Below are 12,321 nucleotides of genomic sequence, written 5' to 3' on the forward strand. Positions count from 1 at the left end.
GCTTTCACGCTGAGGCCTTTACTTACCCCTCCGCAAGAAGGCGGGAATATCGATGGGCGCATCGGTAAAGGGCCGCACATCCAATTCCTTGGTGATGCGCAGATTATCCCTGGCGCTGGGGGCATCAAAGCCGGTGGCGATCACGGTTACCCGGATGGTATCGCCCAGACTTTCATCGATGACCGCACCAAAGATGATGTTGGCATCGGGGGCTGCCGCCTGCGCCACAGCTTCCGCCGCCTCGTTGACCTCAAAGAGGCCCAGATCGGAACTGCCGGCAATGCTGAGCAGGATTCCCTTGGCGCCGTCAATGGAAGCCTCCAGGAGGGGACTGGAAATGGCCTGCTGAGCAGCCTTAATGGCCCGATCTTCGCCTGAGGCCCGGCCGATGCCCATGAGGGCGGAACCGGCATCGGTCATAATCGCCCGCACGTCGGCGAAGTCCAAGTTGATCAAGCCGGGTACAGTGATCAGGTCGGAAATCCCCTGCACACCCTGGAGCAGGACCTCATCGGCCACCCGAAAAGCCTCCAACATGGAGGTTTTCTTATCCACCACCTGCAGCAGGCGGTCGTTGGGAATCACGATCAAGGTGTCCACCTTGCCCCGCAGCTGCTCAATGCCTTTTTCCGCTTGCTCTTTGCGGCGGCGCCCCTCAAAGGAAAAGGGCTTGGTCACTACCCCCACCGTCAGGGCATTGAGGTCTTTGGCGATTTCCGCCACAATGGGCGCAGCTCCTGTACCGGTGCCGCCGCCCATGCCCGCGGTGATAAAAACCATGTCCGAGCCTTGCAGGGCCTTGGCAATCTCTTCCCGGGACTCCTCTGCCGAGCGTTGACCGATGGTGGGATCAGAGCCTGCTCCCAAGCCTTTTGTGAGCTTCTCACCGATCTGGATCTTCTGGTGAGCCTCCGACATCTGCAGTGCCTGGGCATCGGTGTTCAGGGCGATAAAATGAATTCCTTTCAGGTCCGCGGCAATCATGCGGTTCACGGCGTTGCTGCCTCCACCACCGCAGCCGATAACCTTTATGTCCGCAAACTGAACGTTATCGAGATCAAACTCAAACATGGGATCCCCCTTCTTCACCGTCAAATTCCAACTTCATAAGGTAGTTTCCACATGGAGGGCGCTTTTCCCTTTATCACCTTGGAAAAAACTATCAGATCCGTATTTTCAGCGTACTGTACTCACCACAGGCGTCTTGGGCACCCCCAGGTCAATGCACACCGCCTGCTCGCCCCGGGCCTCAAGATCGGCGAGGATGCGTTCCAAGAGCCCAAATTTTTCCTCCAGCTCTACCGGTTCGCCCATGAGGATTTCCACCCCCGAACGGGTCACAAAGGTCCGCTCCTGGGCATTCCACTCTGAGATGATACCGAGGAGGCTGGGGGGAATGAGGGCAATCAGCCTAGCGGTAGCCCGCAGCTGCTCAGGGGCTTCCACATTGACGTTGGTGGCGATGGGCAGCATCAGCGCAGCATCACCGTGGATGGGTGGCAGTAGATTCCCTTCCCCATCCAGCAACAGCCAGCCCGCCTCGGTGGGGATCTGGGCGATGGGTGTACGCTCCTTAACCCGCACGATCAAGTGGTTGGGCCAGCGCCAGGTGACCTTGGCGCTGACAATCCACGGATGTTTGGTCAAAAGGGAGACCAGCTCCCGCATGTCCACCCGCCACACGTTAATGGTTTCCACGCCCACATAGGCATCCAGCTGGCCCGGACTGAGGTGGGTGAGGCCTGTCCACTCAATTTGGTCCGTTTCAAAAAAGGGAGAATTGGCAAACAAGTATAAAGCCACCACCAGGGCCAAAACCAGGACCGAAAGGGCATTCTTCACACTGGACAGTTCATTGAGCATGGCCACCCTCCCCCAACTCCACTCTGGTGATCTGCGCTCCCAGGGCCTGCAGCTTGTGCTCCATCTGTTCATAGCCCCGGTCGATATGCTGGGCACCCTGCACCAGGGAACGGCCTTCCGCGGCCAAAGCCGCCAGCACCAAGGCGGCGCCGGCCCGCAGGTCGCCCGCCTGCAGGCGGGTTCCCTTAAGCCTGGTGGGGCCGTAGATCGCCACCGTCTGGCCCCTCTGCCTCACTACCGCACCCAGCTTACGCAGTTCGCTCAAATAGCCAAAGCGCTGGTCAAAGACGGTCTCCTTCAGCTCGCTCCGCCCCTGGGCCTGGGTTGCGGCCGCCGCCAACTGCGGCTGCAGATCCGTGGGAAAGCCCGGGTAGGGGCTGGTCACCACGGCGCAGGGGCGCAGTTTCTTGGGGGCAGCTATGTAAACCTCGTCCCCCTCCGCAGCGATCTCGCCTCCCATGGAGCGCACCGCGTTGAGCAGGGGGCTGAAATGGTCTGGACAAACACCGCACACACTGCCCTCGCCGCCTGTGATCAGGAAGGCCAGAAGGTATGTTCCTGCCTCGATCCGGTCCGGCATGACCGCAAAATCAGCGCTGCCCAGCTCCCCCACACCCCTGATGCGGATCACGGGGGTTCCCGCTCCCTCAATGCGGGCACCCATGGCGTTGAGGAACGCTTGAATATCGGCTATTTCAGGCTCCCTGGCTGCGTTGCGGATGACCGTTTCACCCTTGGCCAAAGTGGCTGCCATCATGATGTTCTCCGTAGCACCCACGCTGGGATAGCGGAAGGTAATATCTGCGCCCCGCAGGCCCCGGGGAGCCCTGGCCAAAAGGCGCTCTCCGTTGAGGGTGATGGAGGCACCCATCTGCTGCAAGCCGCTGAGATGGATGTCTAAAGGGCGCCTGCCGATGGCGCATCCCCCCGGCAGGGCCACTTCCACCCAGCCCAAACGGGCCAAGAGGGGCCCCATGACCTGCACAGAAGCGCGCATGGATTTCACCAGGTGCTCAGGGGTGTGCCCCTGAAGTGAGTTCACTTCGATGGCCAGACGGTGGCCGTCCAGGTTCACCCGGGCTCCCAGAGATTCCAGTACCCCCGCCATGGTGTAGACATCGGTGATGCGGGGCACATTGTCCAGGCCGAAGGCGCCGTGCCCCAACAGTGCTGCCACCATCAGTTTCAAAGCGGAGTTCTTCGCCCCGCTCACCTGCACAGTACCCTGCAGACGGCGTGCACCCTCCACCAAAAAAGCGCCCATCCGATCACCCCGACCCCTGAATTACCGTTTATCTTATGCGGTAAGGGGGAAGGGGTGAAAAAATGGCGGTTAGCCTTGGCTTTGGCGGGAAATATTGAGCAGGATGCCCATCCCCGCCAAGCTGACCAACAGGGATGAACCGCCGTGGCTGATAAAGGGCAGGGGAATTCCCGTCACGGGCAGGGAGCCGGTGACCACCCCGATGTTGAGTAGGGCCTGAAAGGCGATGATGGAGGTTATCCCGATGGCCAGCAGTGTCCCGTAAAGGTCCGGGGCCCGCATGGCAATGCGCAGCCCCCGCCAGGCCAGAACGAAGAAGAGGACAATTACCGCGGCGCCGCCCAAAAAGCCCAGCTCTTCACATAAAATGGCGAAAATGAAGTCCGTATGGTGTTCAGGCAGGTAGGAAAACTTCTGCCTGCTGCGCCCTAGTCCCACGCCGAACAGGCCGCCGGAGCCAATGGCCAGAAGCGACTGGATCACGTTCCAACCCGTATCTGTGGGATCGGCCCAGGGATCCAAAAAGGCAAAGAGTCTCTTCACTCGGTACTCCTTGAGGGTGACCAGGTACGCCAAAACGGGGGCAGCCAGAAGGCCCACGAAGGTGAGCTGGCCCAGGTGCACTCCCCCGGCAAAGAGAACCACCAAAACGGAGAAAACCAGAGCCACAGCGGTGCCGAAATCCGGCTCCAGCATGATCAGAACAAAATAAACGGCGGTGATGACCAAAATGGGCAGAAGACCGCTGAAGAACTTGCGGGCCCGGGCCCGCTTGTTGGCCAGGTAAACCGCGACGTAGTTGACCAGAATGAGCTTCGCCAGCTCTGAGGGCTGGAGGTTAAACCCGGCAATTCTGATCCAGCGGCTCGCGCTGCCGGCTCCCGTGCCCACAAACAGCACCAAAACCAGCAGGGCCAGGGAGATCACCAGTCCGGGCAGGGCCAGGGGCTTGAAAATGTGGTAATCCACCTTCATCAAAACAAAGAGGATCACCAATCCCAAGACGGCCAGGATGCTCTGGCGCTGCACGTAATAGTAGGGGTTGCCAGCATCGGCCAAACCCATCACGGACGAGGCGCTGAACACCATAATCAGGCCTAGACTCACTAAGGCGATTACGGCCAAAAACAGGATCAGGTCTGGTTTGCCGCCCTTGGTAAACATGACTTCTGCCCCCTCCCTCATCTATATGCCCCTAGAGGATGGCGTACAACCCTAGGACTGCGAAAACCAGGGAGAGCAAGACAAAACGGATCATCACCTTGCTTTCGGCCCATCCCAGGAGTTCAAAATGGTGGTGCAGGGGTGCCATGCGAAACAGCCTGCGCCCCTTGGTGGCGCGAAAATAGAGCACCTGGAGGATCACGGAAACGGTCTCCAGCAGAAACAGCCCACCGATAATGGGCAGAAACAAGGTAGTCCTGCTGAGGACAGCGCCGGCCGCCAAGGCCGCGCCCAGGGCAAAGGAACCGGTATCCCCCATGATCACCTGGGCTGGAGGACCGTTAAACCAGATGAAACCCAAACAGGCCCCGGCCACCGCCCCCATGTACACGCTGAGATCTCCGTGGCCCAAAAGGAGGAACATAATGGCAAAGGCCGCCGCGCCCATGGCGGTACTGCCCGCAGCCAAACCATCCAGGCCGTCTGTGAGGTTTACCGCGTTCACCACGCCCACCAGCACAAACATGGTAAAGGGGATGTAGATCAGCCCAGGGAGGCTAATTGTCCCCCGCCAAAAGGGGACGATCAGTTCGCTGCCCACGCGGGCATAGGCGTAGAGGCTCACCAGAGCCGCCACCCCAAACTGGGCCACCAACTTCTCCCGGGCCCTGAGACCCAGGGAGCGCCTGGCCACCACCTTAATGAAATCGTCCAGAAAACCGATCAGTCCAAAGCCAATGGTGGCGAACAGCATGATGATGGTGGCATCGGTTAAGGGCCGGCTCACCACCAACCCCGCCAAGATGCACAAGACGATGAGGATCCCGCCCATGGTGGGCGTTCCCGCTTTGGCCAGATGGGTTTTGGGCCCATCGGAGCGGATGGTCTGTCCGAGCTTCAACCGCTCCAGCTGCCCGATAACAGCCGGACCCACAAGGAGCGACAGTGCAAAGGCCAAAAGGCCGCTGAACACAGGTAGAAATGATGCAGGCATTTTAGGCGCCACCCTTCAGCAGGTGTTCTGCGATTCTTTCAAAATGCAGGCCCCGGGATGCTTTCACCAAGACCAAATCACCATCTTGGAAGTGGGGTATATCCGCCAAGAATTCGTCCACGGAGGAAAACACTGCGCCGCGGCCGGCCCCCTCCCGCATCACCTCGGCGAACTCGCCGATGAAAATCAGCTCTTGGGCACATTCCGCCGCGTGCCTTCCCACCTCAAAATGGGACTCTTCAGCTATTTCGCCCAGCTCCAGCATGGTGCCTAAGATGGCCACCCGCGTACCGGAGCAGTACATGTGGGCCAGGGTGTCCAGGGCCCCCTTCATGGATGCGGGGCTGGCGTTGTAGCTGTCGTCCACCACCACTACCCCCAAGGGGCTGCGGCGCACTTCCAGCCGCATGGCGAGGAGGGTGAGCTGCTCCAGGGCCTTCGCCCCTTCTTTGAGATCCACATCAAACTGGAGGCCCACCGCCAAGGCCGCGCAGGCATTCCAGACGTGGTGTACCCCGGGCACCTTCAGGCGCAGAGCGACCTCTTCGTCGGCGAAAGTCACGGTGCAGGAGGGACGTCCTTCGCCATCCATGCTGATCCCCTTGGCCACCACCTGGTTGGCGGCATCCAGGCCGTAGTAGACGATCTTGCCCCTGAAGTTGCGAGCCTGCCCCCGCACGGTGGGATCATCTCCATTGAGGACCGCGATACCAGTTTGGTCCATGGCCTCGAGAAGTTCCCCTTTGGCTTGGGCCACATTGCTGATCCCGCCCAAGAGCTCCAAGTGCACAGGTCCGATATTGGTGATCACGCCTATGTTCGGCGGGCAGATCTCCGCCAACCGCTTGATCTGGCCCAGACCGCGCATGCCCATCTCCGCCACCAGAACTTCATGGTGCTCCTCTAAGCCCAAGACGGTTAGGGGCACCCCGATCTCGTTGTTCATATTCCCCTCCGTGGCATGCACAGAGTAGCGGGAACGAAGTACCTGGGCAATCATGTCCTTGGTGGAAGTCTTGCCGTTGCTGCCCGTCACCGCCACCACGGGCACGGGATACCTGGCCAGATACGCTTGGGCCAAATCCTGCAGGGCCAGCAGGGGATCGGCAACTTCCACCACGGGGCCTTCATGACCAGTGTCCTCTTTCACCACCGCGCAGCCGCCTAGGGCCAGGACATCTGCCACGAATTGGTGCCCATCGACACGCTCGCCAGGTAGGGCAAAAAACAGGCTGCCTGCTCTGGCCCTGCGGCTGTCGATGACCACGTTGTCCACTTGGCCGGCACCTTTAGCGCGCCCGTTTGTCATCTCTGCAATCTGCGCCAGTGAAAGTGCACGCATTACTCCTTCAGCTCCTTAATGGCCGCCCTGACTTCCTCCCCATCATCGAAGTGAATGCGCCCGTGGGCGAACTCCTGATAAGTCTCATGGCCCTTGCCGGCCACAATCACCAGATCATCGGCTGTGGCCATGGCCACAGCCTGGCGGATGGCCCTGCGCCGGTCTATTTCGATGGAATACTGCACTTGGGGATTTGTCATCAACAGACCCTTTTCGATGCTCGAGCAGATCTGGGCTGGGTCCTCGGAACGGGGATTGTCGGAGGTAATAATCACCACATCCGCAAGTTCCGCCGCCACCGCCCCCATGAGGGGCCGCTTGCCCTTATCCCGATCACCCCCGGCCCCGAACACCAAGATGATCCGGCCCTGGGGAACCAAAGGCCGCGCCGAGCGCAGGATATTCTCCAGCCCGTGGGGAGTGTGGGCGTAATCCACCACCACGTTCAAACCGTGGGCGTTGAAAATGCGCTCAAAGCGCCCGGGCACCCCGGAGATCCCCTCCAGGCCCTGCTTGATCTGGGCCAGGGAGCAGCCCAAGCCCGCAGCCAGGGCCGCAGCGCCCAGGGAATTGTAGACATTGAACATCCCCATGAGCTGCAGGTCGATGCCGATCTGCCCATCCTTACTCTCAAGTATATAAGAAACTCCCGCATTTTCCAACTTGATCTTCCCGGCCCTAAACTGCGCAGGGCTCTCCACGCCGAAGCTGAACAGCCCCTGGGCCACCTTTTCCGCCAACCGCGCCCCCCAAGGGTCGTCGGTGTTGACGGCCGCGGGCCCCTTGAGTCCAGCAAAGAGCTTGGCTTTGGCCTGGAAGTAGTCCTCCATGGTGGGGTGGAAATCCAGGTGATCCTGGGAAAGATTGGTGAAAATCGCTCCGGCGAAGTCCAGGCCTGCGGTGCGGTGCAGTTCCAGGGCATGGGAAGAAACCTCCATGACCACATACTGCACGCCTTCGTCCACCATCTGGGCGAGGAGGCGCTGCAGGTCCAGGGACTCCGGGGTGGTCCGTTCCGCCTCCACAGCTTGGCTGCCCAGCAGGATCTGGATGGTGCCAATCAACCCCACCTTATAGCCGGCCTGCTCCAGAATGGATTTCACGAGATAGGTTGTGGTGGTCTTGCCGTTGGTGCCCGTCACCCCCACAACCCGCAGTTTGCGGGATGGGTGCTGGTAGAAGTTGGCCGCGGCAATCCCCAGGGCATAGCGGGTATTGTCCACCACAACTTGAGTCAGGTCGAGGTCGGGAATCGGCCTTTCCACCAAAACGCAAGCGGCGCCCCTTTCCCTGGCCTCATGGACAAAATCGTGGCCATCGAACTTCTGCCCCACCATGGCCACGAAGAGATCTCCAGGTTTTACCCGGCGCGAATCATAGCTGATGCCGCCAAGGCGCGGTGCTTTTCCGTATACCTTGTATTCCAGTCCGTCCAATACCGCATCCAGCTGCACTGGCCATCCCCCTCGACTAAAGCTCAAACTGCACTTCCACCAATGAACCTTTGGGAACCTGCATCCCGGCGGTGGGCACCTGCTGCACGGCTACTCCGCTGCCCACCACTTTGATGCGCAAACCCGCCTGGGTGAGCACCGTTGAGGCGTCGAGCATGCTCAAACCCAGTACGGAAGGCACCTCCACCTCCTGCGGTTCCCCTTGGTCAAAATAAAGATGGACCGTGGTCTGGGCAGGAACTCGCACACCAGGGCTTGGTGTTTGGTCTGTTACCAGCGTCCCCTCTCCTTCCATGGTCCAGAAAAAGCCCCCTTGGGCTAACCTTGCTTGGGCCTCTTCCCTGGTTAAGGCCAGCACATTGGGCACCGTGGGGAGAGCCGAGCGCTGCCTGCTCTCCTGCCGCCTTTTTACGCCGAGATACTCCAGGCTTTCCTCCATAACCTCCCGGAACACTGGAGCAGCCAAAACGCCTCCAAAGGCCGATTCCACCTTGGGCTTATACAAAACCACCAGCGCGGCCAGCGCGGGGTCGTCAACCGGGGCAAAGCCCACAAAAGAGGCGATGATGTCATCTCCGTAGCCTCCTATCTCCGGTACTTCCGCAGTGCCCGTTTTGCCGGCGACGAAGTAGCCGGGCACCTCCGCCCTGTTGCCGTTCCCGTTGACGACCACAGAGCGCAGGAGCTCGCTCACGAGGGCCGCGGTCTGGGGGCTGATGGGAGTGCCCAAAACCTCGGGCTCCACGTGCTTAACCAGCTGTCCATGGGCATCGCGGATTTCCTTGACAAAATGCGGCCTCATCAGCTTGCCGTCATTGGCCACCGCACACACGGCAGTGAGCAGCTGCAGGGGTGTGACGGCGATACCCTGGCCAAAACCGGTATTTGCCCACTGCAGCGTCTGTCCGGAACGACTGGGCGAAAGCACGGTTCCGGCGATCTCGCCTGGGAAGTCCACCCCGAGACGCCGACCGAAGCCGAAGTTTTGGATATAGCGGTAGAAGCGGTCCGGCCCCATCTCCACCGACAGCTTGGCAAAGGTTATATTGTCCGAGCGCTCGATGGCTTCCCGGAAGGTCACCCTGCCAAAGGCCCGCCCATCTAGGTTGCGCACCCTGCCGCCCCCCACTTCCCAAGCGGAGGGGCTCTCAAAGATGCGGTGCTCATCGGTGATCCCCAAATCCAGCGCGGCGGCGGCCGTCACAAATTTGAAGGTGGAGCCAGGCTCATATTGGTCCGTAATGGCCACGTTGCGGCGGCGTTCCGCAGAAACTTCCTGATAGTAATTCGGATCGAAGGTGGGGTAAATGGCGTTGGCCAAAATTTCCCCGGTCTTGGGGTTCATCACCAGGACCAGACCCCGCTCGCTGTTGCTGGAAATGACCGCCTGCTGGATGTGGGTTTCGGCAATGTACTGGATCACCGTATCGATGGTGAGCACCAGATCGTGCCCGGGCTGGGGCGGGACCACTTTGGTCTCCCCCCCGGGGATGCTGCGCTGGGCCGCGTCCCGCTCGGTGGCCTGCTGTCCCGGAATTCCCCGCAGGATCTCATCGTAGAAATACTCTATTCCTTCCAAGCCCTGATTATCCGTACCGGCAATCCCCAGCACATGGGCTGCCAGCGATCCCTGGGGATAGTAGCGCTGGGGCCGCTGCACGAGCCTAATCCCGGGCAGACCCAAGCGCCGGATCGCTTCCGCCGTTTCCACGGTTAGGCCCCGGGCCAGCCAGACACTGCTCTTCTCGCTGGTCAGCAGCGAAATCAATTCCGCCTCAGACAACGACAAATAGGGAGCTAACTGCCGTGCCGTCCCCTCCACATCGCTGATGCTGTCGGGTAGAGCGTACACCGCATCTGCTCCCACACTTACGGCCAGTGTTTTATAATTGCGATCAAGAATCCTGCCCCTTTGGGCATCGATGGTCTGCGGACGCATGCGCTGGGCCACGGCGCGCAGCGCCAGCTCTTCACCGCGGTAGATCTGGAGATATCCTAGACGTACAATTAAGGCCAGCATGGCCAAGGTCCAGAGGCTGAATACAAAAAGAGTGCGCCTGATGCGCGAGCGCTTAGCGTTGTACCGTGCCAGCTTCTACTCCTCCTAACGGCAAAACCTTGTTCAGCACCGCGGCCAAAGCAGCCAGAATACCGGGGGTCTGGTCGGCCGGCCGCTCTTCAGCGAGCCAGCGGGCCTGCGTTTCCGGAACTGGATCCATTTGCCGGGGCACCACTAGAGTGGCGGTCACCTCTGGGTCCACCATGCCCAACTGGCTGCGGGCGATCTGCTCAATCTGCTTGAGGGAACGCTGGGATTCCAGGGTGAGCATCAACTCATTATTTCGCCGCTCCATCAGCTTTACCTGCTCCTGTAGGTGGAGCAATTCCATGTTCAGGTAGTAGGAGGTAACCTGCTGCTGGAGGTACAGCAGACCAATGACCACACAGCAAGCGGCCACGAGACAGATGCGCAAAGTAGCCGGAATTCGGCGGCGCTTGGGCGCAGGTTTGGGAGCGGGCTTACTGACAGGAACCGCTTCTTCTGGGTATGGGTAATAAGGTTCCACTAGCTTCCTGGCGGCAGTCATCTAGTTCAGCCTCCTCAAAGTTTCTCCACAACCCGCAGCTTGGCACTGCGCGACCGGGGATTGGTCTCCACTTCCCGCGGGGAAGGTACGATGGGCTTTCGGTTGACCAGTTCCACCACTGGCTGCCTGCCGCAGACGCACACCGGAAGTCCCGGTGGACAGGTGCACTTCCCCAAAAGTTCCTGGAAATAGTCCTTCACGAGGCGATCTTCCAAAGAATGGAAGGTGATCACGGCCAGCCTGCCCCCGGGCTTCAGCAGGGCAACTGCCTGCCTGAGCACATCGGTGAGGGCACCGAGCTCATCGTTGACCGCGATGCGCAGCGCCTGAAACGTGCGCCTGGCTGGGTGCTTCCCCTGGGCTCTGGCCCCGGCGGGCACAGCCTTTTTGATCACCGCCACCAAATCGCCAGTGGTGTCAATGGGGCGCCTCTGCCGCTCTGCCACGATAAACTGGCTGATCCTAGCCGCCCACTTTTCTTCGCCGTACTCCCAGATGATCTTGCCGAGTTCTTCCTCGCTGTATGTATTGACAATGGTCCAGGCGTCCAGCGGCCCGCTTCTATCCATGCGCATATCCAAGCGGGCATCTTGGTGGTAGCTGAACCCCCGCTCGCCTTCGTCCAGCTGCAGGGACGAAACACCGAGGTCAATGAGGATGCCGGCGGCCTCGGTCACCCCCACCTCCGCCAGCAGGCTTTGGAGGTGGCGGAAGTTGCCCTTGAGGAGCGTAACCTGGCGGGCGTAGGTGGCCAAGCGGTACTTCGCCCTTTCCAGTGCTACCTCATCCTGGTCAATGCCGATGAGCTTGATGGTGGGTTCAGTGGCCAGCATGCCCAGACTGTGGCCCGCGGCACCCACCGTACAGTCCACATAGAGTTCCCCCGGTTTGAGGGCCAGTGCATCTATGGTCTCCTGAAGGAGAACCGGTTCATGGCCAAACTGCATTGCTTCACCCCTAGCTCAAATCCCCAAATCCACTATGTTCTCAGCAATCTGGTCAAAGGACTCCTCGGCCGCCTCCACATAGGTTGCCCACTTCTCCTTGCTCCAGATCTCGATGCGGCTGGCCACCCCGATCACCACAGCGTCCTTTTCGATCCCAGCATACTCCCTGAGATTGGCCGGCAGCATAATCCGGCCCTGCTTGTCCAGCTCGCACTCGGTAGCGCCGGAGAAGAGAAAGCGCACAAATTGACGGGCATCATGCTTGGTTAAGGGCAGGGTCTGCAGTTTGCCTTCCAGTATCGTCCATTCGCTGTTGGGGAAAAGGAACAAGCAGTGGTCCAACCCTCTTGTAAGGATGGCTCCTTCGCCCAATTCCTCCCGGAACTTCGCGGGAATAGTAAGCCGTCCTTTGGTGTCGAGGCTGTGCTGATACTCGCCCAAGAACATCCTCACCACTCCCTTGCGAAAATCCCCCACTTTTCCCCACTACGCACCACTTTGTTGACCTAATTCGGTGGTTTTTCGCAAATTCCTGCCACCAAAAGAAAAAAATGGCGAAACAATAAGGGGCTGTTGCAGAATGAACGTTGATTAGTTCATCCTGCACGGCCCTTTTTTGTCTAATAACGAGAATACGGGCTCGCGAAGGAGCCCGTACCCTGGTATAATTTAGTTATGCAAACAAAACTATACACCAAAGATTAT

11 protein-coding genes are annotated in these 12,321 nt (G+C 59.8%); all 11 read right to left on the bottom strand.

The genetic code is table 11. The annotated features are described in order from the left end of the window. Window positions 1-18: 18 nt before the first annotated feature. On the bottom strand, window positions 19-1,071 hold the full coding sequence (ftsZ, locus tag ACE4YL_RS09410; RefSeq protein WP_461359003.1) for a cell division protein FtsZ: 1,053 nt from the start codon (window positions 1,069-1,071) through the stop codon (window positions 19-21). A 105-nt stretch (window positions 1,072-1,176) separates the two neighbouring features. Then, the gene (locus ACE4YL_RS09415) at window positions 1,177-1,863 is read right to left on the bottom strand and encodes a cell division protein FtsQ/DivIB (RefSeq protein WP_461359004.1); all 687 of its coding nucleotides are present in this window, start codon (window positions 1,861-1,863) and stop codon (window positions 1,177-1,179) included. Beyond that, complete coding sequence (gene murA / locus ACE4YL_RS09420; RefSeq protein WP_461359005.1) at window positions 1,853-3,127, bottom strand: UDP-N-acetylglucosamine 1-carboxyvinyltransferase; 1,275 nt, start codon at window positions 3,125-3,127, stop codon at window positions 1,853-1,855. Before murA ends, ACE4YL_RS09415 begins: the two co-directional genes overlap by 11 nt. A gap of 69 nt (window positions 3,128-3,196) precedes the next feature. After that, window positions 3,197-4,291 (bottom strand): putative lipid II flippase FtsW, encoded by a 1,095-nt coding sequence (gene ftsW / locus ACE4YL_RS09425; RefSeq protein ID WP_461359006.1) that lies wholly within the window; start codon window positions 4,289-4,291, stop codon window positions 3,197-3,199. A 31-nt stretch (window positions 4,292-4,322) separates the two neighbouring features. After that, on the bottom strand, window positions 4,323-5,285 hold the full coding sequence (gene mraY, locus ACE4YL_RS09430) for a phospho-N-acetylmuramoyl-pentapeptide-transferase (RefSeq protein ID WP_461359007.1): 963 nt from the start codon (window positions 5,283-5,285) through the stop codon (window positions 4,323-4,325). Window position 5,286: 1 nt separating this feature from the next. Next, window positions 5,287-6,627, bottom strand: a complete 1,341-nt coding sequence (locus ACE4YL_RS09435; protein WP_461359008.1) for a UDP-N-acetylmuramoyl-tripeptide--D-alanyl-D-alanine ligase — start codon at window positions 6,625-6,627, stop codon at window positions 5,287-5,289. Next, complete coding sequence (locus ACE4YL_RS09440) at window positions 6,627-8,081, bottom strand: UDP-N-acetylmuramoyl-L-alanyl-D-glutamate--2,6-diaminopimelate ligase (protein ID WP_461359009.1); 1,455 nt, start codon at window positions 8,079-8,081, stop codon at window positions 6,627-6,629. Before ACE4YL_RS09440 ends, ACE4YL_RS09435 begins: the two co-directional genes overlap by 1 nt. A gap of 16 nt (window positions 8,082-8,097) precedes the next feature. Then, complete coding sequence (locus ACE4YL_RS09445; protein ID WP_461365074.1) at window positions 8,098-10,101, bottom strand: penicillin-binding transpeptidase domain-containing protein; 2,004 nt, start codon at window positions 10,099-10,101, stop codon at window positions 8,098-8,100. Window positions 10,102-10,153: 52 nt separating this feature from the next. Next, a complete protein-coding gene (locus ACE4YL_RS09450) occupies window positions 10,154-10,669 on the bottom strand; it encodes an FtsB/FtsL family cell division protein (protein ID WP_461359011.1) in 516 nt (171 codons plus the stop codon). Window positions 10,670-10,683: 14 nt separating this feature from the next. Continuing rightward, window positions 10,684-11,616 (bottom strand): 16S rRNA (cytosine(1402)-N(4))-methyltransferase RsmH, encoded by a 933-nt coding sequence (gene rsmH, locus ACE4YL_RS09455; RefSeq protein WP_461359012.1) that lies wholly within the window; start codon window positions 11,614-11,616, stop codon window positions 10,684-10,686. Window positions 11,617-11,631: 15 nt separating this feature from the next. Next, a complete protein-coding gene (gene mraZ, locus ACE4YL_RS09460; RefSeq protein ID WP_461359013.1) occupies window positions 11,632-12,063 on the bottom strand; it encodes a division/cell wall cluster transcriptional repressor MraZ in 432 nt (143 codons plus the stop codon). Between the last annotated feature and the right edge of the window lie 258 nt (window positions 12,064-12,321).

Origin of the sequence: Candidatus Darwinibacter acetoxidans, assembly GCF_041936445.1 — a bacterium.
Lineage (GTDB): Bacteria > Bacillota > Limnochordia > Darwinibacteriales > Darwinibacteriaceae > DTU010.

Coding starts and splice junctions, on each gene's coding strand:
- ACE4YL_RS09435 (WP_461359008.1), bottom strand. CDS start 6,627: ATGCGTGCACTTTCACTGGCGCAGATTGCAGAGATGACAAACGGGCGC.
- ACE4YL_RS09415 (WP_461359004.1), bottom strand. CDS start 1,863: ATGCTCAATGAACTGTCCAGTGTGAAGAATGCCCTTTCGGTCCTGGTT.
- murA (WP_461359005.1), bottom strand. CDS start 3,127: ATGGGCGCTTTTTTGGTGGAGGGTGCACGCCGTCTGCAGGGTACTGTG.
- ACE4YL_RS09445 (WP_461365074.1), bottom strand. CDS start 10,101: ATGCTGGCCTTAATTGTACGTCTAGGATATCTCCAGATCTACCGCGGT.
- ftsW (WP_461359006.1), bottom strand. CDS start 4,291: ATGTTTACCAAGGGCGGCAAACCAGACCTGATCCTGTTTTTGGCCGTA.
- mraY (WP_461359007.1), bottom strand. CDS start 5,285: ATGCCTGCATCATTTCTACCTGTGTTCAGCGGCCTTTTGGCCTTTGCA.
- rsmH (WP_461359012.1), bottom strand. CDS start 11,616: ATGCAGTTTGGCCATGAACCGGTTCTCCTTCAGGAGACCATAGATGCA.
- mraZ (WP_461359013.1), bottom strand. CDS start 12,063: ATGTTCTTGGGCGAGTATCAGCACAGCCTCGACACCAAAGGACGGCTT.
- ftsZ (WP_461359003.1), bottom strand. CDS start 1,071: ATGTTTGAGTTTGATCTCGATAACGTTCAGTTTGCGGACATAAAGGTT.
- ACE4YL_RS09450 (WP_461359011.1), bottom strand. CDS start 10,669: ATGACTGCCGCCAGGAAGCTAGTGGAACCTTATTACCCATACCCAGAA.